Annotated in this window: 28 protein-coding genes and 1 tRNA gene; 13 read left to right on the top strand and 16 right to left on the bottom strand. The window is 67.2% G+C overall.

Annotated features, from left to right (window positions below):
• Nucleotides 1-31 precede the first annotated feature (31 nt).
• Genes glyA through ribD form a run of 3 tightly spaced genes read left to right on the top strand, consistent with a single transcriptional unit; the run spans nucleotide 32 to nucleotide 2,891 of the window.
• Nucleotides 32-1,282, top strand: a complete 1,251-nt coding sequence (gene glyA, locus ASC37_RS07580; RefSeq protein WP_055423798.1) for a serine hydroxymethyltransferase — start codon at nucleotides 32-34, stop codon at nucleotides 1,280-1,282.
• 9 nt (nucleotides 1,283-1,291) lie between these two features.
• A complete protein-coding gene (nrdR, locus tag ASC37_RS07575; protein ID WP_055423797.1) occupies nucleotides 1,292-1,804 on the top strand; it encodes a transcriptional regulator NrdR in 513 nt (170 codons plus the stop codon).
• Entirely contained in the window at nucleotides 1,779-2,891 is a 1,113-nt protein-coding gene (gene ribD, locus ASC37_RS07570; RefSeq protein WP_055423796.1) for a bifunctional diaminohydroxyphosphoribosylaminopyrimidine deaminase/5-amino-6-(5-phosphoribosylamino)uracil reductase RibD, read from the top strand. Before nrdR ends, ribD begins: the two co-directional genes overlap by 26 nt.
• Here ribD and ASC37_RS07565 read toward each other — a convergent pair.
• Genes ASC37_RS07565 through gpmA form a run of 4 tightly spaced genes read right to left on the bottom strand, consistent with a single transcriptional unit; the run spans nucleotide 2,856 to nucleotide 7,211 of the window.
• The gene (locus tag ASC37_RS07565; protein WP_055423795.1) at nucleotides 2,856-3,614 is read right to left on the bottom strand and encodes a TOMM precursor leader peptide-binding protein; all 759 of its coding nucleotides are present in this window, start codon (nucleotides 3,612-3,614) and stop codon (nucleotides 2,856-2,858) included. The genes ribD and ASC37_RS07565 overlap by 36 nt on opposite strands.
• 8 nt (nucleotides 3,615-3,622) lie before the next feature.
• Nucleotides 3,623-5,053, bottom strand: coding sequence for a S41 family peptidase (locus ASC37_RS07560; protein WP_082438414.1), 1,431 nt, complete (start codon nucleotides 5,051-5,053; stop codon nucleotides 3,623-3,625).
• 21 nt (nucleotides 5,054-5,074) lie between these two features.
• Nucleotides 5,075-6,436 carry a murein hydrolase activator EnvC family protein gene (locus tag ASC37_RS07555; protein ID WP_055423793.1) on the bottom strand — a complete coding sequence of 454 codons (1,362 nt, stop codon included), beginning with the start codon at nucleotides 6,434-6,436 and terminating at the stop codon, nucleotides 5,075-5,077.
• Between the two features lie 25 nt (nucleotides 6,437-6,461).
• Complete coding sequence (gene gpmA / locus ASC37_RS07550) at nucleotides 6,462-7,211, bottom strand: 2,3-diphosphoglycerate-dependent phosphoglycerate mutase (protein WP_055423792.1); 750 nt, start codon at nucleotides 7,209-7,211, stop codon at nucleotides 6,462-6,464.
• Nucleotides 7,212-7,341: 130 nt separating this feature from the next.
• On the opposite strand from gpmA, the gene ASC37_RS07545 reads away from it, so the two are divergent.
• Genes ASC37_RS07545 through ASC37_RS07525 form a run of 5 tightly spaced genes read left to right on the top strand, consistent with a single transcriptional unit; the run spans nucleotide 7,342 to nucleotide 10,046 of the window.
• Nucleotides 7,342-7,773, top strand: coding sequence for a rhodanese-like domain-containing protein (locus ASC37_RS07545; protein ID WP_055423791.1), 432 nt, complete (start codon nucleotides 7,342-7,344; stop codon nucleotides 7,771-7,773).
• Entirely contained in the window at nucleotides 7,770-8,051 is a 282-nt protein-coding gene (grxC, locus tag ASC37_RS07540) for a glutaredoxin 3 (protein ID WP_072247950.1), read from the top strand. Before ASC37_RS07545 ends, grxC begins: the two co-directional genes overlap by 4 nt.
• A gap of 21 nt (nucleotides 8,052-8,072) precedes the next feature.
• A complete protein-coding gene (gene secB, locus ASC37_RS07535) occupies nucleotides 8,073-8,561 on the top strand; it encodes a protein-export chaperone SecB (protein ID WP_055423789.1) in 489 nt (162 codons plus the stop codon).
• A gap of 7 nt (nucleotides 8,562-8,568) precedes the next feature.
• Nucleotides 8,569-9,045: an SH3 domain-containing protein gene (locus tag ASC37_RS07530; RefSeq protein ID WP_055423788.1), complete on the top strand. Its 477-nt coding sequence runs from the start codon at nucleotides 8,569-8,571 to the stop codon at nucleotides 9,043-9,045.
• Nucleotides 9,045-10,046: an NAD(P)H-dependent glycerol-3-phosphate dehydrogenase gene (locus ASC37_RS07525; protein WP_055423787.1), complete on the top strand. Its 1,002-nt coding sequence runs from the start codon at nucleotides 9,045-9,047 to the stop codon at nucleotides 10,044-10,046. The genes ASC37_RS07530 and ASC37_RS07525 overlap by 1 nt, the downstream gene beginning before the upstream one ends.
• A gap of 9 nt (nucleotides 10,047-10,055) precedes the next feature.
• Here ASC37_RS07525 and ASC37_RS07520 read toward each other — a convergent pair whose 3' ends face one another.
• Nucleotides 10,056-10,520: a tRNA (cytidine(34)-2'-O)-methyltransferase gene (locus ASC37_RS07520; protein ID WP_055423786.1), complete on the bottom strand. Its 465-nt coding sequence runs from the start codon at nucleotides 10,518-10,520 to the stop codon at nucleotides 10,056-10,058.
• A gap of 5 nt (nucleotides 10,521-10,525) precedes the next feature.
• Complete coding sequence (locus ASC37_RS07515; RefSeq protein WP_055423785.1) at nucleotides 10,526-11,254, bottom strand: ComF family protein; 729 nt, start codon at nucleotides 11,252-11,254, stop codon at nucleotides 10,526-10,528.
• Nucleotides 11,255-11,269: 15 nt separating this feature from the next.
• On the opposite strand from ASC37_RS07515, the gene ASC37_RS07510 reads away from it, so the two are divergent.
• Entirely contained in the window at nucleotides 11,270-12,142 is an 873-nt protein-coding gene (locus ASC37_RS07510) for a methyltransferase domain-containing protein (RefSeq protein WP_055423784.1), read from the top strand.
• Nucleotides 12,143-12,154: 12 nt separating this feature from the next.
• Here the strand turns inward: ASC37_RS07510 and hemB are convergent, their stop codons facing one another.
• From hemB to yihA, 5 genes are all read right to left on the bottom strand, one after another.
• Nucleotides 12,155-13,168, bottom strand: coding sequence for a porphobilinogen synthase (gene hemB, locus ASC37_RS07505; protein WP_055423850.1), 1,014 nt, complete (start codon nucleotides 13,166-13,168; stop codon nucleotides 12,155-12,157).
• A gap of 13 nt (nucleotides 13,169-13,181) precedes the next feature.
• Nucleotides 13,182-13,454: a hypothetical protein gene (locus ASC37_RS07500; RefSeq protein WP_055423783.1), complete on the bottom strand. Its 273-nt coding sequence runs from the start codon at nucleotides 13,452-13,454 to the stop codon at nucleotides 13,182-13,184.
• A gap of 160 nt (nucleotides 13,455-13,614) precedes the next feature.
• Nucleotides 13,615-13,908: a HigA family addiction module antitoxin gene (locus tag ASC37_RS07495; RefSeq protein WP_055423782.1), complete on the bottom strand. Its 294-nt coding sequence runs from the start codon at nucleotides 13,906-13,908 to the stop codon at nucleotides 13,615-13,617.
• Nucleotides 13,908-14,186: a type II toxin-antitoxin system RelE/ParE family toxin gene (locus ASC37_RS07490; protein ID WP_055423781.1), complete on the bottom strand. Its 279-nt coding sequence runs from the start codon at nucleotides 14,184-14,186 to the stop codon at nucleotides 13,908-13,910. Before ASC37_RS07490 ends, ASC37_RS07495 begins: the two co-directional genes overlap by 1 nt.
• 381 nt (nucleotides 14,187-14,567) lie before the next feature.
• A complete protein-coding gene (gene yihA, locus ASC37_RS07485; RefSeq protein WP_055423780.1) occupies nucleotides 14,568-15,179 on the bottom strand; it encodes a ribosome biogenesis GTP-binding protein YihA/YsxC in 612 nt (203 codons plus the stop codon).
• A gap of 93 nt (nucleotides 15,180-15,272) precedes the next feature.
• Between yihA and ASC37_RS07480 the strand changes: the two genes are divergently transcribed.
• From ASC37_RS07480 to phoU, 3 genes are read left to right on the top strand one after another with little or no spacing between them, the layout of a single operon-like run.
• Nucleotides 15,273-15,899, top strand: a complete 627-nt coding sequence (locus tag ASC37_RS07480) for a c-type cytochrome (protein ID WP_055423779.1) — start codon at nucleotides 15,273-15,275, stop codon at nucleotides 15,897-15,899.
• Nucleotides 15,899-16,582: a ribose-5-phosphate isomerase RpiA gene (gene rpiA, locus ASC37_RS07475; protein WP_055423778.1), complete on the top strand. Its 684-nt coding sequence runs from the start codon at nucleotides 15,899-15,901 to the stop codon at nucleotides 16,580-16,582. Before ASC37_RS07480 ends, rpiA begins: the two co-directional genes overlap by 1 nt.
• 41 nt (nucleotides 16,583-16,623) lie before the next feature.
• Nucleotides 16,624-17,325, top strand: a complete 702-nt coding sequence (gene phoU, locus ASC37_RS07470; RefSeq protein ID WP_198289047.1) for a phosphate signaling complex protein PhoU — start codon at nucleotides 16,624-16,626, stop codon at nucleotides 17,323-17,325.
• 4 nt (nucleotides 17,326-17,329) lie between these two features.
• Here phoU and ASC37_RS07465 read toward each other — a convergent pair whose 3' ends face one another.
• From ASC37_RS07465 to ASC37_RS07450, 4 genes are read right to left on the bottom strand one after another with little or no spacing between them, the layout of a single operon-like run.
• Nucleotides 17,330-17,602: an oxidative damage protection protein gene (locus ASC37_RS07465; RefSeq protein WP_055423777.1), complete on the bottom strand. Its 273-nt coding sequence runs from the start codon at nucleotides 17,600-17,602 to the stop codon at nucleotides 17,330-17,332.
• A gap of 18 nt (nucleotides 17,603-17,620) precedes the next feature.
• Nucleotides 17,621-19,021, bottom strand: coding sequence for an amino-acid N-acetyltransferase (argA, locus tag ASC37_RS07460; RefSeq protein WP_082438412.1), 1,401 nt, complete (start codon nucleotides 19,019-19,021; stop codon nucleotides 17,621-17,623).
• 14 nt (nucleotides 19,022-19,035) lie between these two features.
• Entirely contained in the window at nucleotides 19,036-20,517 is a 1,482-nt protein-coding gene (pap, locus tag ASC37_RS07455; RefSeq protein WP_055423776.1) for a polyphosphate:AMP phosphotransferase, read from the bottom strand.
• Nucleotides 20,517-21,254, bottom strand: a complete 738-nt coding sequence (locus ASC37_RS07450) for a 16S rRNA (uracil(1498)-N(3))-methyltransferase (protein ID WP_055423775.1) — start codon at nucleotides 21,252-21,254, stop codon at nucleotides 20,517-20,519. Before ASC37_RS07450 ends, pap begins: the two co-directional genes overlap by 1 nt.
• A 117-nt stretch (nucleotides 21,255-21,371) precedes the next feature.
• On the opposite strand from ASC37_RS07450, the gene ASC37_RS07445 reads away from it, so the two are divergent.
• Nucleotides 21,372-21,448: transfer RNA gene (locus tag ASC37_RS07445), tRNA-Met, on the top strand.
• Between the two features lie 52 nt (nucleotides 21,449-21,500).
• Here ASC37_RS07445 and ASC37_RS07440 read toward each other — a convergent pair.
• Nucleotides 21,501-23,006 carry a methyl-accepting chemotaxis protein gene (locus ASC37_RS07440; RefSeq protein ID WP_055423774.1) on the bottom strand — a complete coding sequence of 502 codons (1,506 nt, stop codon included), beginning with the start codon at nucleotides 23,004-23,006 and terminating at the stop codon, nucleotides 21,501-21,503.
• Nucleotides 23,007-23,185: the final 179 nt, after the last annotated feature.

Raw genomic sequence — 23,185 nt, 5'->3', positions numbered from 1 at the left:
TTCCCGTTTCCGAACCCCGACGGAGTCCCCCATGTTCCGCAAAGCCGATGGCCTCGCCCAGGTCGACCCGGAGCTCTTCGCCGCGATCGAAGCCGAAAACCGCCGGCAGGAAGAGCACATCGAACTCATCGCCTCCGAGAACTACGTCTCCTACGCTGTCATGCAGGCGCAGGGCTCGCAGCTCACCAACAAGTACGCGGAGGGTTATCCCGGCAAGCGCTACTACGGCGGCTGCGAACACGTCGACGTCATCGAGCGCCTGGCCATAGAGCGGCTGAAGAAACTCTTCGGCGCGGAAGCCGCCAACGTGCAGCCCCACTCCGGCTCGCAGGCGAACCAGGCGGTGCTCATGGCCTTCGCCAAGCCCGGCGACACCATCATGGGCATGAGCCTGGCGGAGGGCGGACACCTCACGCACGGCATGCCGCTCAACCTCTCCGGCAAATGGTTCAACGTCGTCGCCTACGGGCTCAACGAGCGCGAGGAGATCGACTACGACCGCATGGAGCGGCTGGCGCACGAGCACAAACCCAAGATCATCGTCGCCGGCGCCTCGGCCTATTCGCTTCGCATCGACTGGGAACGTTTCGCCAAGGTCGCCCGCGATGTGGGGGCGATCTTCTGGGTCGACATGGCCCACTACGCCGGCCTCATCGCCGCCGGTTTCTATCCCAATCCCGTACCGCACGCCGATGTCGTCACCTCCACCACGCACAAAACCCTGCGCGGGCCGCGTGGCGGCGTCATCCTCATGAAAGCCGAGCACGAAAAGGCGATCAACTCCGCCATCTTTCCCGGCCTGCAGGGCGGTCCCCTCGTGCACGTCATCGCTGCCAAGGCCGTGGCCTTCAAGGAAGCCATGAGTCCCGAGTTCAAGCGCTATCAGGAACAGGTCGTGCTCAACGCCCAGGTGATGGCGCGCGTGCTCGGCAACGAGCGGGGCCTGCGCATCGTCTCCGGCCGCACCGAATCGCACCTCTTCCTCGTCGACCTGCGTCCCAAGGGCGTCACGGGCAAGGACGCCGAAGCGGCGCTGGGGCGGGCTCACATCACGGTCAACAAGAACGCCATTCCCAACGACCCGGAAAAACCCATGGTCACCTCGGGCATCCGCATCGGCACCCCGGCCATGACCACCCGCGGCTTTGGCGAACTCGAAGCCGAACAGGTCGCGCACCTCATCGCCGACGTGCTCGATGCGCCGAGCGACGAAACCGTGCTCGCCCGCGTGCGGGAACGAGTGGCCGAGCTCTGCCGTCGTTTCCCCGTCTACGAGCATTGATTCCTCGCGATGAAATGCCCTTTCTGTGGTGACGCGGACACGCAGGTGCTCGATACGCGCGAAGGCGACGACGGCAGCGTCGTGCGTCGCCGCCGCCGCTGCGCCAACTGCCAGCGCCGTTTCACCACCTACGAACGGGTCGATCTCAAGCCCCCGGTCGTCGTCAAGCGCGACGGCTCGCGCGAGGACTTCGACCGGGAAAAGCTCACCGCCAGTTTGCGGCTGGCCTTGCGCAAGCGCCCCGTGCCCGCCGAGACGATCGAACGCACCATCGAGCGCATCGAAGCGGAGCTCCTCTCGAGCGGCGCGAGCGAAGTCCCCAGTACCATGATCGGCGAGATGGTGATGGACGCCTTGAAGCGCCTCGACAAAGTCGCCTACGTGCGTTTCGCCTCGGTCTACCTCAATTTCGAGGACGTGGGCAAGTTCGCCGAACTCATCCGCGACGTGCAGGCAAGCGCCCGGCGCAAGCGCAGCGAGAAGCACACCGACGACGATGCCGCCGACCTCGCCCGCTCCTGACGATTCCTACTGGATGCGCCGGGCGTTGCGGCTCGCGCGCAAGGGGCTGGAGACCACCACGCCCAATCCGCGCGTCGGCTGCGTCATCGTCTCCTCCGACGGACGGCTGCTCGGCGAAGGGTGGCACGAGCGCGCCGGCGAACCGCATGCCGAAATCCACGCCCTGCGCCAGGCGGGAGCGGCCGCGCGCGGCGCCACCTGCTACGTGACGCTCGAACCCTGCAGCCATCACGGCCGCACTCCGCCCTGCGCCGACGCGCTCGTCGCCGCCGGCGTGGCCCGCGTCGTCGTCGCCCTGCAGGATCCCAACCCGCGCGTGGCCGGCAAGGGAATCGAACGCCTGCGCCAGGCGGGCATTGCCATCGACGTCGGGCTGTGCGCCGAAGCATCCGCCGAGCTCAACCGGGGGTTTCTCACCCGCATGACCCAGGGCCGGCCCTGGTTCCGTCTGAAGACCGCCGCCACGCTCGACGGACGCACCGCGCTCGCCGACGGGCGCAGCCGCTGGATCACGGGCGAAGCCGCCCGACGCGACGTGCACCGCTGGCGCGCCCGCTCCTGCCTCGTGCTCACCACCATCGCCACCGTGCTCGCCGACGATCCCGAGCTCACGGTGCGCCACGTCCCCTGCCGACGCGCTCCGCGCCGCGCCGTGCTCGACAGCACCTTGCGCCTGCCCGAATCCGCCCGTCTGCTGCACGGCGAGCCGGTGTGGATCTTCACGGTACGGGAAGAAGCGGAAAAACGCGCCCGCCTCGAAGCCCGGGGGCATCGCGTCATCCGCTTGCCGGCCGACGCCGCTGGGCACATCGATCTCGCGGCGCTCGCCCGTTGGCTAGGGGCAAACGAAATCAACGAAGTCCTGATCGAAGCCGGCGCCACGGCGAACGCCGCCTTCCTCACCGCGGGGCTCGTCGATGAATGGCTGCACTACGCCGCCCCTTGCGTGCTCGGGAATCAGGCGCGCGCCCTCTTCGCCCTGCCCGAACCGGGCACACTCGAAGAAGCACCGCGCTTTCGCGTGGAAGAGACGAAACGCCTGGGCGAAGACCTACGCCTGCGCCTGCGCCCCACAGACCGGACATGAGGGGTCGCGCGCCACGTTCAAGCTGCGCCACTGCATCGTCAAGGCATCGAAGAGCACCAGCCTGCCGGAAAGCGCCGCCCCCAGTCCCGCGAGCCACTTGATCGCCTCGGCGGCGAGCGCCGTGCCGATGAGGCCGGTGAGCGGCGCGAACACGCCCATCACGGCGCAGCGCAGCTCCTCGTCCTCGGCCTCTTCGGGAAAAAGGCAGCGGTAGCACGGCCCGCCGCGCCCCGCCCGGTCGAACACGGCGATCTGCCCCGAGAAACGGATCGCCGAGCCGGAAAATAGCGGTTTTCCGGCCGCCACGCAGGCGCGGTTGACGGCGTGGCGCGTGGGGAAGTTGTCGCTGCAATCGAGCACCAGGTCGACCTCCGCCACCGCCTGTGCCAAGCGCTCACCCTCGAGCCGCGTCTGCAGCGGCACCACCTCGACCAGCGGATTGACGCGGGCAAGCGCCGTCTGTGCCGCCAGCACCTTGGGCTGACCAAGGGTGCTTTCGTCGTAGAGCGTCTGGCGCTGCAGGTTGGTAGCATCGACCACGTCATCGTCGGCGAGAAACAGCCGGCCGATACCGGCCGAGGCGAGATACCACGCCGCCGGGCAGCCCAAGCCACCCGCCCCGACGATCAGCACCTTGCCCTGTGCGATGCGCTCCTGCCCTTCGATGCCGATCTCGGGCAGGAGCAGGTGGCGGCTGTAGCGCAGCAGCGCCGCGTCGTCCATCGGACGGGTCAGCGTTTCGCCGCTTTCGGAGCCTGACCGAGGGCAGAGGTCTCGGCCGGCGGCGCAGGCGGAGCCACCCCTTCGCGCAGCCACTTCAAGGCTGCCTGATATTGCCGGTCTTCGGCCGAACCGTACTCGAATTTCGGCGGCATGTCGGGCTCTTCGGCCGGCGCCTCCTCCTTGTCCTCACCGGTCGCCGTCTCGCCGGACCCCGCCCGTTTGACACCTTTGCCGTCGAGTTCGAGGTGCTGCTGCAAGTCGGCCTCGCGCAGGAAGCGCGCCGCCCCTTTCTCGGTTTCTTCGACGACGAAGTCCGGTTCGATCCCCTTGGCTTGAATGGAGCGGCCGCTGGGCGTGTAGTAGAGCGCCGTGGTGAGCTTGAGCGCCGCGCCGTTGTTGAGCGGCAGGATGGTCTGCACCGAGCCCTTGCCGAACGAGCGCGTTCCCATGATCTTGGCCCGGCCATGATCCTGCAAGGCACCCGCCACGATCTCGGAAGCCGACGCGGATCCGCCATTGACCAGCACCACCATCGGCACGGAGCGGTACTCCGGCGGCAGGTCGGCGAGATAGTCGCGCTCGCGGGGTCCGCGCAGATAATCGGACGGGCGCACACGGTATTCACGCTGCGAGTCCGGCAGGCGGCCGGAGGTTTTCACCACCAGGGCGTCGTCGGGCAGGAAGGCGCCGGACACGCCGATCGCCGCATTGAGCAGGCCGCCCGGATCGTTGCGCAGGTCGAGGATCACGCCCTGTAGCGCTCCGTCCTTACGCAGTTTGCGCAGCTGCTCGATGAGCATGGGACCGGTATTTTCCTGGAACTGCGTCACGCGCACGTAGGCGACGTTCCCGTCGCGCTTGCTCTTGACGCTGCGCACGGTGATCACCTCACGCGTGAGCGTGAGTACGATGGGTTTGTCCACCTCTTTGCGCACGATGGTGAGCTTCACCTTGGTGCCGGGTTTACCGCGCATGCGCTTGACCGCATCGCGCAGGCTCATGCCCTTGACCGGCGTCTCGTCGATTTTCACGATCAGATCGCCCGCCTTGATGCCGGCACGAAAGGCCGGGGTATCCTCGATCGGCGAGACGACCTTGACGAAACCGTCTTCCATGCCGACCTCGATGCCCAGGCCGCCGAATTCTCCCTGGGTGCCGACCTGCAGCTCCTGATATTCTTCGGGGTCGAGATAGGCCGAATGCGGATCGAGGCCGCTCACCATGCCGCGAATGGCTTCGGTGATGAGCTTTTGATCCTCCACCGGCTCGACGTAGCCCTTCTTGACTGCGTCGTAGACCTCGGCGAACGCCCGCAGATCCTCGAGCGGCAAGGCGGGCGAGGCGTTGCGCTCGGCCCAGGCCGACAGATTGAGCGTGAGCAGGACGCCGCCCACCACCGCGACCACCAACAAGGAAACCCGACTGATCCAGCGCCGCATTCGCATCACCCCGAGATTGTGTCAGCCGCCGATCCATCGCAGGGGATCGAGCGGCTCGCCATTGTGCCTAATTTCAAAGTATAACCCCGAGCGGCCCATGTTGCCGCTCGTCCCTGTGGTGGCGATCGTCTCTCCGGCCCGCACCCGCTGCTGCGGCTCGCGCAACAGGGAGTCCGCATTGGCATAGACGGTGAGATAGCCGCCCCCGTGATCGAGGATGATCAGATTACCATAACCGCGCAGCCAGTCGGCGTAGGCGACCACGCCGTCGGCCACCGCCCGTACCGGCTGTCCCGCCCCGGCGGCGATGAACACCCCGCGCCACGTCCCTCCTTCGGGGCGGGACGCACCGAAGCGCCCCTGAAGATTGCCCTGCACCGGCCAGCCCAGACGGCCGTGCAGCCCGGAAAGGGGGGTTCCGGCGGCCGATGCATCGGCGAGGCGCCGCGCCGGGCGGGAAGGAGCCTCGTCTTCCGGGGGCTTCGGCGATGGCGGCGATGCCGAAGATTCAGCCGGAGACGCACTGCTCGCCTCGCGCTTGGCCTGTAGCGCCGCGCGCCGCGCCGCTTCGCGCCGCTCACGCTCGCGTCTTGCTTCTTCCTCCCGCCGCAGGCGCTCCTGCCGCGCCTCTTCCTCGCGTCGTGCCCGTTCCTGGGCTTCCAGCCGACGCACCAGCTGCGTGAGCGCCGCGGCATCCGCCTCGATCTCGCGCTTGCGATCTTTCGCCGCCTGGAGCTGTTGCGCCAACTCCTCGCGCAGCTGCCGCCGCTGTTGTGCCAGGGCCTGCCAACGGTCCGCTTCCTGCGCCGCCTCTTCCCTCACCTGCACCAGACGCTCCTGACGGCGCTTGAGCTCCGTGCGCAGCGCCGCCGCGCGGGACTGCTGCTCGCGCAAGGCGGCGATGCGCCGGGCCCGATCGGCGGCGAGAAGCTCCAGATAGTGCGCCCGTCGCCCTGCCTCGGCCGGATCTTCGCTGGAGAAAATCGGATCGAGCGGTCGCTGGCGGCGGTAATACTCCCGCGCCCACGCGGCCACCTCTTCTTGATGCCGGGCGATCGAGCGTTCCAGCTCCGCCAGCGTCGCCTCGTTCTCGGCGATACGCGCCGACAGGGCCTCTTCTTCCGCGCGCAGCCGCTCCAGCTTGCGTGCCGAGGCGTTGGCCGCCCGTTCGGCCTCCTGCAGCTTCGCCTCGGTCTCCCGACGGCGCGACTCGGTCTGGCGCACTTCACGGTCGATGCGCTGCATCTCGCGCTGCAGGTTCTGCAGCTCGGAGCGTTTCTCCCCGAGCCCCTCTCCCTGCGGCGCCCCGGCCGGATGGGCGGGCACGACGGCCGCGGCCAGCAGAATGAACCCTACTGAAACGGCCAGTCTGCGCCCGATCATCGGTGCGCCGTCCGATGCATTCGGTTCACTTTTTCGCGCGCCCTTGCGCCGCCACGGCCGCCTGCTGCGCCTTGATCGTCTCCTCGTCGGCGAGGTAATAGCTCTTGAGCGGCCGGCAGCTCTCGTCCAGCTCATAGACGAGCGGCTGGGCGGTGGGAATGTTGAGCCCGACGATGTCCTGATCCGACACCTCGTCGAGGTATTTGATGAGCGCACGCAGGCTGTTGCCATGCGCCGCGATGAGGATACGCTCCCCGGCGAGAATGCGCGGCACGATCACCGTCTGCCAGTAAGGAACGAAGCGCGCCACCGTATCCTTGAGGCATTCGGTGCGGGGAAACTCGGCCTTGGGCAGATCCCAGTAGCGCGGATCGTCGGCGGTGATGCGCGGATCACCCTCGGGCAACGGCGGCGGAGGAACATCGTAAGAGCGGCGCCACAGCAGCACCTGCTCGTCGCCGTATTTGGCCGCCGTCTCGGCCTTGTCCAGCCCCTGCAGCGCGCCGTAGTGGCGCTCGTTGAGGCGCCAGGAATGCTCCACCGGAAGCCACAGCTGATCGAGCTCTTCGAGCACGAGGTTGAGCGTCTTGTTCGCCCGTTTCAGCACCGAGGTAAACGCCCGATCGAAGGAAAACCCCCGCTCGCGCAGCAGCCGCCCGGCCGCGCGCGCCTCTTCGACGCCTTTCTCCGTGAGATCGACGTCGGTCCAGCCGGTGAAGCGGTTCTCCTTGTTCCAGGTGGATTCGCCATGACGCAACAGCACGATCTTGTACATGATCATCCTCTGATATGATTGGACACCTCGATCGGCGCTCGGGCGACGGCAGCTGCACACCACGATCGAGCCGAGCATTTTATCGCAGCCGCCGCACGTGCGCCGTTCCATCCCGTCGCGAAAGGAGGCAATGTTGCAGGAATTTCTCGTGCAAAACTGGCACTGGGCTTTGCTCGCCGTGGCAAGCGGCCTGTGGTGGATCGTCGAGACGGTGCGCAGTGCCACCGACGACAGCCGCGTCACGCCGACCCAGGCCGTCGTCATGGTCAACCGCGAAGATGCCGTCTTCGTCGACATCCGCAGCGAAGCCGACTACCGTAAGGCGCACCTGCCCAACGCCCTCCACGTCCCCGCCGAGCGCCTCCTGGAAGACCATCGCATCGAGCAGATGCGCTCGCGCCATCTCATTCTCTACTGTGACAGCGGCGCGCGTTCGGCCACCGCCTGCAAGAAGCTGCGCGCCGCGGGTTTCCCCCACGCCTACACGCTCGCCGGCGGCATCGATGCCTGGCGCAAGGCCAATCTGCCGCTCGAGAGCGAATCCTCGAGGAAGAAGAAATGAGCCCATCCCCCAAAGTGCGCATGTACGCCACCCAGGTCTGCCCCTACTGCGTCCGGGCCGAACAACTCCTGCGGCGCAAGGGCGTGACCGAGATCGAAAAGATTCTGATCGACCGCGACCCGGCGCAACGAGACGAAATGATGCGCCTCACCGGTCGGCGCACCGTGCCGCAGATCTTCATCGGCGAGACCCACGTCGGCGGCTGCGACGATCTCTACGAGCTCGAACGCCAGGGCAAGCTCGACGCACTGTTGCAAGGCGCATCCTCTTCCCATTGATCCTTCTTACGGAACCCTGCCATGAGCGACACCAACGGTACGCAAACCTCCGACCAGCCGATCTTCAGCGTGGAAAAACTCTACGTGCGCGACCTCTCGATCGAGGTCCCCAACGCGCCGCAATGCTTTCTCGAGCGCGAGACGCCCAACATCGACGTCCAACTGGCCACCGCTGCCACGCGCCTCGACGAGGGCTTCTTCGACGTCACGCTCACCGTGACCGTCACCGCCAAGATCGGCCAGGACAAAACACTCTTTCTCATCGAAGCGGCGCAGGCCGGCATCTTCCAGATCCGCAACGTGCCGGAAGAGAACCTCGAACCGCTGCTCTTCGTCGCCTGCCCCAATCTGCTCTACCCCTATGCGCGCGAGGCCATCACCTCCTCGTCGCTGCGCGCCGGATTCCAGCCGGTGATCCTCGCGCCGGTCAATTTCGAAGCGCTCTACGCGCAGCAGAAGCGCCAAGCCGAACTCGCCCAGAGCGGCGAGGGCGAAGCGCGCCTGCAGTGAGCCCGGGATGAAACGGCGGGGCGGGGGGCTTCTCGGCACAGGACCCAGCCGGGCGTTTGCCTGGCTGGCCGCCGCGTTGATCTTCGTGGCGCCCGTCCCCACCCATGCCGAAGGGGCGACGTATCGTCACGTCACCGCCCTCACGCCGGCCTATCTCGCACCCGGCGAGCCGGTACCCGTTTTTTCGCTGCTGCCCGGCACGCCGGTGGAATGGATCCAGAACCGGGGAGAATGGGCGCAGATCCGGGACGCCGAAGGCGGGTTGTACTGGGTGCCTGCCGCCAATCTCGACGATCTGCGCACGGTGATCGTCATCGTCGACCGTGCCGAAATCCGCTCGGCACCCGATCCCGCAGCGGCCATCGTCTGCGAGGTCGAGCGCAACGTCGTCCTGGCGCTGCTGGGTACGAGCGACGGCTGGGCCGAAGTCGCCGCCGGCCCGCTGCGAGGCTTCATCCCTCGCAGCGCCGTCTGGGGGCTGTGATGCAGCTCGCCGTGCTCGGTGCCGGAGCCTGGGGCACGGCGCTCGCCATCGCCATGGCGCGCCGCCACCGCGTACGCCTGTGGTGCCGCGATCCAGCGCAGGCCCAGCAGATCACGCACGAACGCTGCAATCGCCGCTATCTGCCGGAAGTTCCGCTGCCCGAGGACGTCGCCGTCACGGCGGATTTCCCCGAGGCGCTCGCCGGGGCGGACCTCGCCCTGATCGTCACGCCGCTCGCGGGGCTCGGAGCCACCGTCGCGGCGCTCGCGCGCGAGCGCCCCAACCTCCCTTTTCTGTGGGCCTGCAAGGGGATCGACCCCGAGCGCCTGGCGCTGCCGCACCGCATCGTCACCGAAGCATGGCCCGAGACCTTGCTGCCGCCCCGGGCAGGCGTGCTCACCGGCCCCAGCTTCGCCCTGGAAGTGGCACGCAACCTCCCCACCGCCCTGGTGCTCGCCGCCGCCGACGCCCACTGGGCCAAGCACTGGGTCGAACAGCTGCACCAGCCCCGGCTGCGCCTCTACGCCCACGACGACGTGGTCGGCGCCGAGGTGGGCGGAGCGCTCAAGAACGTCATCGCCATCGCCGCAGGCGTGGCCGACGGCCTGGGCTGCGGGCTCAACGCCCGCGCCGCCCTGATCACCCGGGGGCTAGCCGAGATCGCGCGGCTTGCCCGGGCGCTCGGCGGGCGCGACGAGACCCTCATGGGACTGGCAGGGATGGGCGATCTCATCCTCACCACGACTGGACAGCTCTCGCGCAACCGCCGCGTGGGGCTCATGCGCGCCACGGGCAAGCCGCTGGCCGAGATCCTCACCGAACTGGGGCACGTCGCCGAGGGCGTGCCCACCACCCGCGCGGCGGTGGCGCTCGCCCGGCGCCACGGCATCGAAATGCCCATCGCCGAAGCCGTCCATCGCCTGCTCTTCGAGCCGGATCTCGCCGCCGAGGCGGTGGTGGAGGCGCTGCTCGCGCGCGACCCGAAGTTCGAGCGCCCCTGAGCGCCCGTTTCATCCCCCGCCGGCAAACCCCTGCTGCCGCCAGGCCTCGTAGACGACGAGCGCGACCGCGTTCGACAGGTTGAGGCTGCGGTTACCCGGCAGCATGGGAATGCGCAACCGCGAAGCCTCGGCGAATCCTTCCGCCACCTCGGACGGCACGCCGCGCGTCTCGGAGCCGAAGACGAAGACGTCTCCCGCTGCGAACGCCACGTCCGCGTAGGGGCGCACGCCTTTGCTCGTCAGCAGGAAACGGCGCCGCGTACCCAGCCAGGCGCGGCACGCCGCCCAATCCTCGTGCACCATCACCTGGGCAAGATCGTGATAATCGAGCCCCGCGCGGCGCAGTCCCTTGTCTTCGAGCACGAATCCCAGCGGCCGCACCAGATGCAGCCGCGCCCCGGTGTTGGCCGCCAGCCGGATCACGTTGCCGGTGTTGGGCGCAATCTCCGGCTGGAAAAGGACGATCTCGAACATTCCCGTCACCCCGTCAGACGAACGGGCGAAGCCGCCCGCGCCAGCACGATTCCCTGGACCGCAGCCGCTCCGGATTCCAGCAAGACCTCCGCCAACGCGTTCAACGTCGCCCCGGTGGTGAGCACGTCGTCAACCACGCCCACCCGGCGCCCGGCAATCGCCCGCGCCCGCTCCACGGCGAAAGCGCCGCGCAGGTTCTCGCGCCGCGCCGAAGCATGCAGACGGGCCTGGTGCGGCGTCTCGCGCCGGCGCTGCACCGCGTCGAGTAGAACCGGCAGGCGCCACGCCGCGCCCAAATCACGGGTGAGCACCGCCGCCTGGTTGAATCCCCGCGAGCGCTGGCGCCGGGGCGCGAGCGGTACCGGCAGCAGGACGTCGATCGCCAGCGGCGGAAGCATCGTCTGCGCCATCGCCAGCGCGAGCGCCCGGCCCAGACGCAGGTCGGCACCGTACTTGAAGCGGTGGATGAGCGCATCGAGCGGCGGCTCATACCAGAATCCCGCCGAAACGGCTTCGAAGCGCGGCGGTTTCAGCGCGCATTGGGCGCAGATTCCTTCGCATTCTGCGGGCGTGAGACGATCGCCGCAGCGCCGGCACGCCTCTTCCTGCCGCCACGGCAGAAATTCGCCACGGCAGGACGCGCACAGACCCCGCACCGTCGCCCCCAGGCCACACAGGCCGCAACGCGAGGGCAGGAAAAAATCGACGAGCGGCGTAAAATCCGGCAGATTCATTTCCCCTCCGACGACATGCCCGACACCTCCACCGCCTTCGGCCCCGACCTCGACCCCGCCCTGATCCGCCGCCGCGCCGAGCGCACGGCCGCGGCCTACCCTTCCAATCGTTTCCTTGCCGAGGAAACGGCCCAGCGCCTGTTCGAGCGCCTCGACTACCTGCGCATCGCGCCGCGGCGCCTGCTCGACGTGGGCGGCGGGCACGACCTGCCGGCGCTACGCGCGCGCTATCCCCAAGCCGAGGCCATCGCCGTCGACTTCGCCCCGGCGCGGCTCGCGCACCTCGCCCCCCCATCCTCCTGGCTTGCCCGGCTCGTGCGCCGCGACCCGGCAAAGACCCTCGTAGCCGATGCCCACGCCCTGCCGCTGGCCACGGGCAGCGTCGACTTCCTCTGGTCCAACCTGCTGCTGCATTGGCTCTCCGAACCGCTCCTCGCTCTCAAAGAATGGCAGCGCGTGCTCGCCGTGGGCGGCACCGTGTTCTTCTCCACCGTTGGCCCCGACACGCTGCGCGAGCTGCGCGAAGCGCTCGGCCCCACCGCGGTGCATTCCTTTCTCGACATGCACGACGTAGGCGACCTGCTCGTGGCCGCCGGCTTTTCCGATCCGGTGATGGACATGCAGATGCTCACCCTGCGCTACCGCGACCCGGCGCGCCTGTGGCAGGATCTGCGCGCGAGTGGCGCGACGAACGCGCGCCGCGACCGCCGCCACACCCTCACCGGCAAGGAGCGCTGGCAGCGGGCACTCGCGGCGCTGGAAGCGCGGCGCGAGGCCGACGGCACGATTCCCATCACCGTCGAGCTCGTCTTTGGACACGCCTGGAAAGAAGCGCCCAAGACGCTGCCCGACGGGCGCGCGGTGATTCGCCTGCACCGCCGCCCCTGAGCGACGCCCGCCTCAGCGCCGCGCGAGCAGCCGCGCCGCCTCGAGCGCGAAATAGGTGAGGATGGCATCGGCCCCGGCGCGCTTGAAGGCAAGCAGCGACTCCATCATCGCCGCCTGCTCGTCGAGCCAGCCGTGGCCGAAAGCCGCCTTGAGCATGGCGTACTCGCCGCTCACCTGATAGGCGAGCGTCGGCACGCCGAAGGTCTCCTTGACCCGCCGGATCACGTCGAGATACGGCATGCCCGGCTTGACCATCACCGCATCGGCCCCCTCGTCGAGATCGAGCGCCACCTCGCGCAGCGCCTCGTCGCTGTTGGCCGGATCCATCTGGTAGGTCGCCTTGCTGCCCTTGCCGAGATTGGCCGCCGAGCCCACGGCATCGCGAAACGGCCCGTAGAAGGCCGAAGCGTATTTCGCCGAATAGGCAAGGATGCGCACGTGGATGAGCCCCTGCTCGTCGAGCGCGCGGCGAATCTCGCCGATGCGCCCGTCCATCATGTCGGAGGGCGCCACCATGTCGGCGCCGGCGTGCGCGTGACACAACGCCTGACGCACGAGGGCGGCCACCGTCTCGTCGTTCATCACGTAGCCGCGCGGATCGTCCGGCGCGATCAACCCATCCTGCCCGTGGCTCGTGTAGGGGTCGAGCGCCACGTCGGTGATCACACCGAGCTGAGGAAAGCGCTGTTTCAGCGCCCGCACCGCCCGCGGCACCAGACCCGCCGGATTCCACGCCTCCTCCGCACCCGGAGTTTTGAGGCTCGGCGGAATCACGGGAAAGAGGGCAAGCGCCGGAATACCCAGCCCGACCGCCTCTTCGGCAAGCGAGAGCAAGCGGTCGATCGACAGGCGCTTCACCCCCGGCATGGAAGGCACCGCCTCCTCGCGGTTTTCGCCATCGAGCACGAACACCGGCAGGATCAGATCGTCTGCCGTGAGCACGTGCTCGCGCATCAAGCGCCGGGAAAACTCGTCGCGCCGCATGCGACGCATCCGCGTCGTGGGAAACCTACCGAAAAACTGCATCATTCGCTCCTTGTCAGCGTTTTCCCAGATCAGAAAGATTTTCTGCGAACACTTCTTCCAGCCGCTGCGCATCGAGCACGCGGTCGAGCCAGGTGTCGATCTCGTCAGCGTTTGCCATGCGCAAACGTGCCTGCACCCATTCGGGCCAGATCCCGCGGGCGCTGCTGGCGCTTGAGCCAGATGGGCGGCGACCACGCTCTTCGGGCAGAAACCCCTCGACGAGGTGGCGCACCACCTTGGGCGAGGAGAAGAGGTGCTTGTAGCTGGCGTCGTGGCGGGCGTTCATGTCGCCGCCTATTGTAGCTGTATCGGGGCATGGCCGTGCGGCTCATTGTAGCGGCGGCGACGCGATCCCGCGGTGCATCGGCGAGCGAGACGAGGGAGACGCGGGGGCGTCAAGATTGAGAGAAAGGGTGTGGAGAAAGATATTCCCCCACCTGCCCGCGTCAGGCCATAACCAACTCGAGTTTACTGACGCGTTCGAGATTCGTGTGCTGGCGAGCGACCCAGAGATCGTGGGCATCTTGCATGGCAAGCCAGCTCTCGGGGCTACGCCCAAGCACTTTCGATAGCCGAAGCGCCATGTCCGGCGTTACCCTGCTTCTGCCCTTGAGGATTCTGCTCAAGGTGGAGGGCGCGACATCGAGCCGACGCGCCAGCTCGCGGGCGCTGATGCCATAGGGCTGCAGATAGACCTCGATGATGAATTCGCCGGGATGAGGGGGGTTATGCATGGTCATCAGTGATAGTCCTCGTAATCCACAACATACGCGTTCCCGTCACGGAACTCGAAGGTCATCCGCCAGTTGCCGCTCACGGTAACCGACCAGCGTCCGTCCAAATCGCCCTTGAGCGGATGCAGACGAAAGCCCGGGATGTCCATGTCGTCGATCGTCTGCGCCGTCTCCAAAGCGACGAGCAACATCCGCAGGCGCTTGGCATGACTGGCCTGGATGCCCGAGGTACTGCCTGTCTCGAAGAATCTGCGCAGGCCTTTGTGGCGGAACGATTTGATCATGGTCCATTTTAGCCTGTTGCGCAACAGGCAACAAATCGATCAGATGCAGGAATCGCCATATCTCGCATCCCAGGCTCGAAGTGATCATTGGAGCACTAACAATGAGGGATGGCTTGGGGCGTCTGAATGCGGCGTTACGCCCGCATGCGACGCATCCGCGTCGTGGGAAACCTACCGAAAAACTGCATCATTCGCTCCTTGTCGGCATTCCCGCGCCGGCGGGAACTTTCGCCCGTGCAAGCCTTCTATGAAAGTAACTCTGCTCCATCTGCCTGCGCCGCCGCAAAGCCTTCCTGTTGAGCGGGACCCCGGCGATACCGCCGGGTTCATGGCCCGAACCTCCCCCTGCGTTCGGGCCATTTTTTTCGCATCTCGGCGTTTTCATGCCGTTTCGGGCAGAACGCCCGCCAACCACCCCTGCACCACCGCCTCGGCCTCCTCCACTCCCAGCTTGCTGAGGGCCGAAAACGCCTGCACCGTCACCTGCCCCTCCCATGCGGCCAAAGCGCGGCGCACCTGGACCACGGTCGCCGCCCGCGCCCCGCGCGAGAGCTTGTCGGCTTTCGAGAGGAGGATATGCACCGGCTTGCCGCTGGGAAGGAACCAGTCGAGCAGCTGCCGGTCGAGCGCCGTGAGCGGATGGCGCACGTCCATGATGTGGATGAGGCCGACGAGCGCCTCGCGCTCGCGCAGATAACGCTCGATCAGCTCCGCCCAACCGCGACGGATCGCCTCGGGCACCTTGGCGTAGCCGAATCCCGGCAGATCCACCAGATAGAGCCCCGCCGGCGTGCGAAAGAGGTTGAGCAACTGCGTCCGCCCCGGCGTCTTCGAGACGTAAGCCAGCCGCGTGTGCCCGACCAAGGCATTGATCGCGCTGGATTTGCCGGCGTTGGAGCGTCCGACGAAGGCGATCTCCGGCCCTTTGGCTGCCGGCAGCCCCGCGGGCTTGGCAATGGAGGTGACGAACTCGGCATGGCGGAAAAGAGGCATGGGAAAGAGGCGACAGGCGGGCCTGCGCAAAACGGGGAGATGCGATAGAATAGCAAAATTTGCACATTCTCACCCATCGCGTCGAGGATTCCCATGATCAAGCGTACCATCGTGCTCACCGCGCTCGCCGCTTCCGGCCTGGTCTACGCCGCCGAACCCGTCGACCCCGCTCACGCGCAGGAAATCGCCACCACCGTGTGCGCCTCCTGCCACGGGCCCGACGGCAACACCCCGCTCATGCCCGAATACCCCAAGCTCGCCGGGCAGCACCCCGAATACCTCTACAAGCAGCTCGTCGACTTCAAAGCCTGGGACGACAAGCCCATCGCCCGCGAAAACGCCACGATGAACGCGATGGTCATGGCGTATTCCAAGGAAGAAATGCTCGGGCTGGCTCAATATTTCGCCCAGCAGAAACAGGTCCCGGCCGAACCCAAGGCCCAGGAAACCCTCGCCCTCGGCCAGAAGATCTGGCACTACGGCATCCCCGACAAGGCGGTGCCCGCCTGCTCCGGCTGCCATGGCAACAACGGCGCGGGCATCCCCATCATGTATCCCCGGCTCGCCGGCCAGACCCCCGACTACGTCGTCGTGCAGCTCAAGGCCTTCCGCGAGCAGCAGCGCGCCAACGATCCCGAGCAGATGATGCGCCAGATCGCCAACAAGCTCACCGACACCGAGATCTCGGCGCTCGCCGACTACGCCGCGAGCCTGCGCTGATGGCCCTGACCCACGCCGACGAATTGAAGCGCCTGGCGGCGGTGGCCGCCGTGGCCGAAGTCCCCGAGGACATCTTCCTCGGGATCGGCACCGGCTCCACCGTGAACTTCTTCATCGACGCCCTGGTGCAAAGTGGCAAGCGCATCCGCGGGGCCGTCTCCAGCTCGGAAGCCAGCACCGAGCGGCTGCGCCGCTACGGCATTCCCGTGCTCGACGCCACCGAGCTCGATACGGTGCCGCTCTACGTCGACGGCGCCGACGAGATCGACCCCGACTTTGCCATGATCAAGGGCGGCGGCGGCGCACTCACCCGCGAAAAGATCGTCGCCGCCATGGCCGAGCGCTTCGTGTGCATCTGCGATGAGCGCAAGCTCGTCGAGCGCCTGGGGCGATTCCCCTTGCCCCTCGAAGTCATCCCCATGGCCGAGCGGCTCGTCTCCCGCCGGCTGCGCGAGTTAGGGGGCGAGCCGCGCCGCCGCCTCGGTTTCGTCACCGACAACGGCAACGCCATCCTCGATGTGCACGGCCTCGTCATCGACGACCCGGATGCGCTCGAGACCGCGCTCAACGACCTCCCCGGCGTGGTCACCAACGGCATCTTCGCCCACCGGCGTGCCGACGTGCTGCTGCTTGGCACCGGCGAGGGCGTGCAGCGGCGCGAACGCGCCGTCACGAAACGGTAACGTCGTCCCACCATAATGTCTGCACCGCCGCGAGGAAAGCCATGAAGACGATAGAAGAACACACGTTCCGCCCTTACGACCGCGAGCTCAACCAGCTGCGCCAGACCGTGCTCGAAATGGGCCGCGCCGTCGAGCGCCAGGTCGAGAAAGCCGTCGAGGGTGTGCGCAAAGGCGATCAGGCGCTCTTTGACGAAGTGCTGCAGACGGAGCGCTCGATCAACGAGGAAGACCGGCGCGTCTTCGAGCAAAGCGTCCAGCTCATCGTGCGCAACGCCCCGGCGGCCGCCGACCTGCGCCTGGTCATGTCCTCGCTGCAGATCAGCAAGGACCTCGAACGCATCGGCGACGAGGCGAAGAAGATCGCCAAGAGCGGCATCCGTCTCTATCAGGCCGCGCCCTCCTTCACCCCTGCAATCGAGCTCGAGCTCATCACGCGCACGACGCTGGCCATGCTGCATGCCTCGCTCGACGCCTATGCCCGGCTCGACGACAGCCAGGCCCAGGAAATCCTCGCCGACGATCGCACGGTGGATGCGATGTTCAAGGGAATCCTGCGCGAGCTCATCACCTACATGATGGAAGACCCGCGCACGATCTCGCATTCGCTGGAGCTCGTCTTCGTCGCCAAGTCGCTCGAACGCGTGGGCGATCATGCCAAGAACGTGATCGAGCAGGTGGTCTATCTCGTCGAGGGGCGCGACATCCGCTACACCCCCGAAGCGAAACCGCAGCCCCCCCAGTGATCGCCTATCGATCCGGCGGCACGTAGCCGGCGATCTCGTCGGCTCCCTCGCCGAAGAAATAGCGCTCCATCTGCTCCTGCAGGTATTTGCGCGCCGACGGCTCCATCAGGTTGAGGCGATTCTCGTTGATGAGCATCGTCTGATAGCGTAGCCACTCCTGCCACGCCTGCTTGGAGACGTTCTCGAAGATGCGCTTGCCCAGCGCTCCCGGCAGCGGCGGCCGCTCCAGCCCCTCGGCCTCCTGCCCCAGTTTCACGCAAAACACGGTCCTTGCCATCGCTACCCCTTTCTCCGTTCAGGTCAATTCTTTCACGAACACTTTCGAGCGGCGCTGATAGTTATAGAGCTCGCGCTTGCGCCGTGGCAGGGCATCGGGCCCCACCTCGCGAAACCCCCGCTCGAGGAACCAGTGCGCCGTGCGCGTGGTGAGCACGTAGAGCCGCTCCAGCCCCATCGCCCGGGCGCGTGCCTCGATGCGGTGCAGCAGCTCTTCCCCGATCCCCGCGCGGCGAAACTCCGGCGCCACCGCCAGGCACGCCAGCTCCGCCGCCCGCTCCTCGCTGAAGGGATAAAGCGCAGCGGAACCCACCACCACGCCGTCGTACTCCACGAGCACGAAACGCTCGATCTCCTTTTCCAGCAGCTCGCGGTCACGGCGCACGAGGGTACCGTCGGCCTCCATCGGCGCGATGAGCGCGATGAGCGCCGGCACGTCCTCGGGCCGCGCGTCGCGGAAGCGGAAGATCGGATCGCGCGTCACCAGCGTTCCCACGCCGGCATGGGTGAAGAATTCGAGCAAGAGGCCGCCGTCGAGATCGCGGTCGATGAGATGCGCCCGCCCCACGCCACGGCGGACCGCCTCGAGCGCATGCGGCAGGTAGAGGTGCAAATCCTCCGTGAGCCCGCTCCCCTCGGCGAGCGCCCGGGCGGCCGCATCCGCCGTCACGGAGGAGACGAGCTTGCCCTGCGCGTCCAATAGCCCCGGCGCATCGCACAGGAAGACGAGTTTCTCCGCGCCGATCGCCACCGCCACCTCGGTGGCGACTTCCTCCATCGTGATGTTGAAGATCTCGCCCGAAGGCGAAGGCGCGAGCGGCGTGATGAGGACGACGTTCTCCTGCTCCAGGTCGGCGACGATCTCCTCGGCGATCACCCGTCGCACCGCCCCCGTGTATTGAAAGTCCACCCCGTCGATCACCCCCAACGGCCGGGCGGTGATGAAATTTCCCCCCGTCACCCGCATGTAGCTGCCCGCCATGGGCGTGTTGGGCAAGCCTTGCGAGAGCTTGGCCTCGATCTCGACGCGGGTGACCATCATCGCCGCCTTGACGCACTCGAGCGCAGCCGCATCGGTCACCCGCATCCCCTTGTGGAACACCGGCGTCAGGCCGCGGCGCGCCATCTCCGCGTCGATCTGCGGCCGGGCACCGTGCACCAGCACCAGGCGAATGCCCAGCGCCGCGAGCAGGTTGCAATCGTAGGCGAGCCGCTGCATGCGCTCGCCCTGCGCCACCTCGCCGTCGAAGGCGATCACGAAGGTCTTGCCGCCAAAGGCGTGGATGTAAGGGGCGGAGTGGCGCATCCAGCCGACGAAAGCCGCAGCCGAACCGTCTTGCAGCGACACGGGCGGAGAAACCTCGGGAATGCGCTCTTCGGGCAGCCCGCTGCGCCCCGCCTGCTGCCTGTGCCCGTCCATTTCCCTACCCCCTTTCACAACGACGCCTCCAGACGCTCGCACAAGGTGTGCAGCACCTTGACCCGCGCATAGTATTTGTTGTTCGCCTCGACCAGCGTCCACGGTGCGATCTCGGTGCTCGTGCGCTCGATCATGTCGCCCACCGCCAATTCGTACTGCGGCCACTTCTCGCGGTTGCGCCAATCCTCCGGCGTGATCTTGTAGCGTTTGAGAGGATCCTTCTCGCGCTCGCGAAAGCGCCGCAATTGCTCCTCGGGATCGATCGCCAGCCAGAATTTCACCACCACGGTCCCGTTTTCGATCAGCTGCTCCTCGAAATCGTTGATCTCGGCATAGGCCCGCATCCAGTCGGCCGGCGCACACAACCCCTCGACCCGCTCGACCAGCACGCGCCCGTACCAGGAACGGTCGAAGATCACCACCCGGCCGTGCCCCGGCATCCTGCGCCAAAATCGCCACAGATAAGGCTGGGCGAGTTCCTCGTCGGTGGGGGCGGCGATCGGAACCACCTGATAGCGCCGCACATCCAGCGCCGCCGTCACACGCCGGATCGCCCCTCCCTTGCCGGCCGCATCCATTCCCTCGAAGACCACGACCAAGCTGCGCTTGGCGAAACGCGCGTCGCGCACCAAGGCATCGAGCCGTCCCTGCAGCTCCTCCAGCCGACGCTCGTACGCCCTCTTTCCCATCGGCTGCTGGAGCGTGAGCGCGCTCACGGCGTTGGGACGCTCTTCGAGATCCGGCACGAGGACGAGGGGCGGCGCGCCCCCCTCCCCGCGCTCGACGGCCTCGAACTTGCGCTGCCAGGCGCCGGCGAGCGTCTCGCCCACGAACACCGCCCGGTAGCGGTCATCGGCCCCGTCGACCAGCACCCAAGGCACCACGCCGGTGCTCGTGTGCCGGATGGCGGCAGCAGCCGTCTGAGCGTATTCGTCGTAGTGTTCGAGATAGCGCCAGTCCGACTCCCGCACCCGCCAGCTCGTACGCTCGTCCTTGGAGAGTTTCTCCAGGCGGCGTTTCAATTCCTTGGCCGAGATGTGGAACCACAGTTTCAGCAGCAGCACGCCCTCGGCCGCCAGCATTTCCTCGAACCGGCGTACCCGCTCGAGCGCCGCTTCGAAGGCGCTGCGCTTGCTGCGCCCGGTCGCCCGATCCTCGATGATGTCGGCGTACCAGTTGTCGAAGAAGACCCCGATGCGCCCGCGGGGCGGCAAGCGGCGCCAGAAACGCCACATGTAGGGCCGCTCTTCCTCCTCGGAACTCGGGCGGTCGATCGCGTGGCTGTCGAGGTGCCGCGGATCGAGCCATGAATTGAGCAGGTTCATCGTCTCGCCCTTGCCCGCCTTGTCGACCCCGTTGATGAGGATCAGCGTGGCGAAGGCGCGCTCCTGCACCAGGCGGTATTCCAGATCGAGCAACTGCAGGCGCACGGCTTCCGAGCGCTGGCGATACGTCTCCTTGTCGAGGCGATGGCCCAATTCCACGTTCTCGAACATCAGCACTCCCCCCACAGGGCCTGCATCATCGCCAAGGCCGCGGCTGCAGCCGTCTCGCTGCGCAGGACCCGCGGCCCCAGGCCGATGCGCTCGATGCCGAGCCGTCCGGCCTCGTCCAGCTCCTCTTCGCTCCAGCCGCCTTCGGGCCCGACGAGCACGGTCACACTGCGCTCGGGCGCCGGCAGACGGGAAAGCGCAACGCCCCCCGGCGCGAGCAGCCAAAGGCAAGCCTCGGGGCGCGCTCCCCGCGCTTCCTCGATCCAGTCCCGCCAGCGTCGCGGCAGCGTCACTTCCGGCACCGCCGTGCGACCGCACTGCTGCGCCGCGGCCACTGCCACCTGTTGCCAATGCGCCTGCTTGCGCGCCCCCCGTTCGAGCGCTCCCCCCGTCTGGGTGCGCGCCGTCAGGAGCGGCACGATGCGCGCCGCCCCCAGTTCCACCGCTTTCTGGATCGCCCAGTCCATGCGCTCGGCCGGCAGCAGCGCCTGCCCCACCGTCACCGAAAACGGCAATTCCCGCGAGACCGGATCGAAGGTTTCGAGCCGCACCCGCGCCGCATCGCCTCCGGCAACCTCCAGCACGCCCCGCCACTCGCCGCCGCGCCCATCGAATACCACCACCTGCTCGCCCGCACGCAGCCGCAGCACGCGCAGGGCATGATGGGCCGCGGCAGGCGGCAGCGGCACCTGCGCGCCAGCCTCGGGCACGAGATCGGGAACGAAGAAACGGGCAACCATGGCGTCGCATTATACGACGCCCCTTGCCCCTCCCCGGAAGCGCGCGCCGCGCAATCTTCGCGGTGCACAAAAAATGCTTGACTCCGCCCGGGAATCGGCTATAATGTGCAAATCGATCGCGGGGTAGAGCAGTCCGGTAGCTCGTCGGGCTCATAACCCGGAGGTCGCAGGTTCAAATCCTGCCCCCGCAACCAATCGAAAGGCCTGCCCCTGCGGCAGGCCTTTTTGTTTTCCCCCCGTATCCTTTTACCGCAACTGGAATGCTCCCACCGTCGCCGTCAAGGATTCGGCGGCGCGCTTCAAGCGCTCCACTTCCTCTCCAACCTGGCTCATCGACTGCTCGTTCGCGTCGGCAAGCGAGGCCACCTGCGTGAGCGTCGCCGCCACCGTCTGGATCGAATCGCTCTGGCGCGAAACTTCCTGGGCGATCGCCACGAACGCCTGCTCCACGCGGTTCGCATCGTCGATGATCTTGGCGATCGCTTCGCCGGTCTGTTCCTCCATCGCCGTTCCCTGACGTACCCGCTCCACGGCGATCTCGATGTTTCGTAGCGCCTGCGCCTTGCTCTGCTGGATGTCGGCGATCATCGAGACGATCTCGTCGGTGGCCGCGGCCGTGCGCTCCGCCAGTTTCCGTACCTCGTCGGCCACCACGGCAAAGCCCCTGCCCGCTTCCCCCGCACGCGCCGCCTCGATCGCCGCGTTCAAGGCAAGAAGGTTCGTCTGCCCCGCGATCTCCTTGATGAGATCGACCACCACGGCGATGCGGTCGGACTGGGCCCCGAGCCGTTCCACGCTGCCGGCCGCCTCCTCGATGGAAGCGGAAACGCCGGCGATTTCGTGGATCGTTCCCCGGATCACCTCCCCGCCGCTGCGCGCGGAATCGCCCGCGTCTTCGGCCAGGCGTCGCGCCGCTTCGGCCTCATTGGCGAGCTCGCGCAGCGCCTCGGCCAAGGCAGACACCGCCGTGAGAACTTCGTGTGTCGCTCCTTTTTGCGCTTGCGCTCGCCCCCTTCCCTCGCCAGCAAGCTCCTTGAGCCGATGGGCGGCAGCGGCCACGGCGTTGGCCTCATCGAGCACGCGCTGCAGGCTCGCCCCCAGATGGGATTGCATGTCGGCCATCGTCTGCAACAAGGGATACCCTCGCCCCTGAAGTGTACGCAAATCGCCCGTACCGACTCGCCGCGCCGTCTCGGCCACCAGGGCGCTCTCCACCGCTTCCCGTTTGAGGTTTTGCGCCATGTACATGATGAGCCCCGCCTCGACCACCACGTAGGCCGCATGCACCGCCACCCGCACCCAGGAGGGGCCTTGCTCGAAGACGTAGACCCCCCAGTTGAGCATCTGCAAATAGTTGAAGAGCACGTGGTGCACCGCGATCACCACGGCCGCCACGAGAACCGGGCGCCAGTCGCGGTAATAAAGAAGAAAGGCCAGCAAGGCGAAAATGTCGAAGTGCGCCTCGATCGCCCCGCCGTATTGCTGGATGAGGAGCGCCGAGAACACCATGAAGGCGGTGGCGATGGTGATCCGCGCCACCAGCGACCCCGGTTGGGCGAACGCGATCCCTGCGGGAACGAGGAGCGAAGGCACCCCCACCAGCAGCGCGATGCCCCAGGTATCGGTGACGGCGGCCGAAGCCAGCGTCACCAGCAGATGGACAGCGAGCGCGCCCAGCATCAGCCGGTCGGCGTGCGTCTGGAATGGCACCAGCGCTTCGTCGGCGCCGGCGGTCAAAGGGGTATCGGACATCGATCGGATCCTTGCGACGGAAGACTCAACGGCGGGCAAAGCAGACGTCGGGAGCCGGAATCGTCCAGGCATGCCACCCCAGCAACGCCGCCGAATAGGCGAACCAGAGGGAGAACACGGCCCAGGCAACGTGGCACCGGCGCCGCTTCGTCCTTTTTTCTACCGCCAAAGGATTCATC

The sequence above is a fragment of the Tepidiphilus thermophilus genome (assembly GCF_001418245.1).
GTDB lineage: Bacteria > Pseudomonadota > Gammaproteobacteria > Burkholderiales > Rhodocyclaceae > Tepidiphilus > Tepidiphilus succinatimandens.
The sequence above is the reverse complement of the archived record's forward strand: the minus strand, read 5'-3'. Positions and strand labels throughout refer to the sequence as shown.

Bases quoted from the DNA above. Each gene is read 5' to 3' on its own strand.
- ASC37_RS07565 (WP_055423795.1), bottom strand. From the start codon at position 3,614: ATGGACGACGCGGCGCTGCTGCGCTACAGCCGCCACCTGCTCCTGCCC.
- ASC37_RS07520 (WP_055423786.1), bottom strand. From the start codon at position 10,520: ATGTTCGAGATCGTCCTTTTCCAGCCGGAGATTGCGCCCAACACCGGC.
- ASC37_RS07560 (WP_082438414.1), bottom strand. From the start codon at position 5,053: ATGCGGCGCTGGATCAGTCGGGTTTCCTTGTTGGTGGTCGCGGTGGTG.
- ASC37_RS07545 (WP_055423791.1), top strand. From the start codon at position 7,342: ATGTTGCAGGAATTTCTCGTGCAAAACTGGCACTGGGCTTTGCTCGCC.
- ASC37_RS07515 (WP_055423785.1), bottom strand. From the start codon at position 11,254: ATGAATCTGCCGGATTTTACGCCGCTCGTCGATTTTTTCCTGCCCTCG.
- hemB (WP_055423850.1), bottom strand. From the start codon at position 13,168: ATGCAGTTTTTCGGTAGGTTTCCCACGACGCGGATGCGTCGCATGCGG.
- ASC37_RS07500 (WP_055423783.1), bottom strand. From the start codon at position 13,454: ATGAACGCCCGCCACGACGCCAGCTACAAGCACCTCTTCTCCTCGCCC.
- secB (WP_055423789.1), top strand. From the start codon at position 8,073: ATGAGCGACACCAACGGTACGCAAACCTCCGACCAGCCGATCTTCAGC.
- glyA (WP_055423798.1), top strand. From the start codon at position 32: ATGTTCCGCAAAGCCGATGGCCTCGCCCAGGTCGACCCGGAGCTCTTC.
- ASC37_RS07480 (WP_055423779.1), top strand. From the start codon at position 15,273: ATGATCAAGCGTACCATCGTGCTCACCGCGCTCGCCGCTTCCGGCCTG.
- rpiA (WP_055423778.1), top strand. From the start codon at position 15,899: ATGGCCCTGACCCACGCCGACGAATTGAAGCGCCTGGCGGCGGTGGCC.
- grxC (WP_072247950.1), top strand. From the start codon at position 7,770: ATGAGCCCATCCCCCAAAGTGCGCATGTACGCCACCCAGGTCTGCCCC.
- gpmA (WP_055423792.1), bottom strand. From the start codon at position 7,211: ATGTACAAGATCGTGCTGTTGCGTCATGGCGAATCCACCTGGAACAAG.
- ASC37_RS07465 (WP_055423777.1), bottom strand. From the start codon at position 17,602: ATGGCAAGGACCGTGTTTTGCGTGAAACTGGGGCAGGAGGCCGAGGGG.
- ASC37_RS07510 (WP_055423784.1), top strand. From the start codon at position 11,270: ATGCCCGACACCTCCACCGCCTTCGGCCCCGACCTCGACCCCGCCCTG.
- ASC37_RS07530 (WP_055423788.1), top strand. From the start codon at position 8,569: ATGAAACGGCGGGGCGGGGGGCTTCTCGGCACAGGACCCAGCCGGGCG.
- pap (WP_055423776.1), bottom strand. From the start codon at position 20,517: ATGTTCGAGAACGTGGAATTGGGCCATCGCCTCGACAAGGAGACGTAT.
- nrdR (WP_055423797.1), top strand. From the start codon at position 1,292: ATGAAATGCCCTTTCTGTGGTGACGCGGACACGCAGGTGCTCGATACG.
- ASC37_RS07495 (WP_055423782.1), bottom strand. From the start codon at position 13,908: ATGACCATGCATAACCCCCCTCATCCCGGCGAATTCATCATCGAGGTC.
- argA (WP_082438412.1), bottom strand. From the start codon at position 19,021: ATGGACGGGCACAGGCAGCAGGCGGGGCGCAGCGGGCTGCCCGAAGAG.
- ASC37_RS07490 (WP_055423781.1), bottom strand. From the start codon at position 14,186: ATGATCAAATCGTTCCGCCACAAAGGCCTGCGCAGATTCTTCGAGACA.
- ASC37_RS07555 (WP_055423793.1), bottom strand. From the start codon at position 6,436: ATGATCGGGCGCAGACTGGCCGTTTCAGTAGGGTTCATTCTGCTGGCC.
- ASC37_RS07450 (WP_055423775.1), bottom strand. From the start codon at position 21,254: ATGGTTGCCCGTTTCTTCGTTCCCGATCTCGTGCCCGAGGCTGGCGCG.
- ASC37_RS07525 (WP_055423787.1), top strand. From the start codon at position 9,045: ATGCAGCTCGCCGTGCTCGGTGCCGGAGCCTGGGGCACGGCGCTCGCC.
- ribD (WP_055423796.1), top strand. From the start codon at position 1,779: ATGCCGCCGACCTCGCCCGCTCCTGACGATTCCTACTGGATGCGCCGG.
- yihA (WP_055423780.1), bottom strand. From the start codon at position 15,179: ATGCCTCTTTTCCGCCATGCCGAGTTCGTCACCTCCATTGCCAAGCCC.
- ASC37_RS07440 (WP_055423774.1), bottom strand. From the start codon at position 23,006: ATGTCCGATACCCCTTTGACCGCCGGCGCCGACGAAGCGCTGGTGCCA.
- phoU (WP_198289047.1), top strand. From the start codon at position 16,624: ATGAAGACGATAGAAGAACACACGTTCCGCCCTTACGACCGCGAGCTC.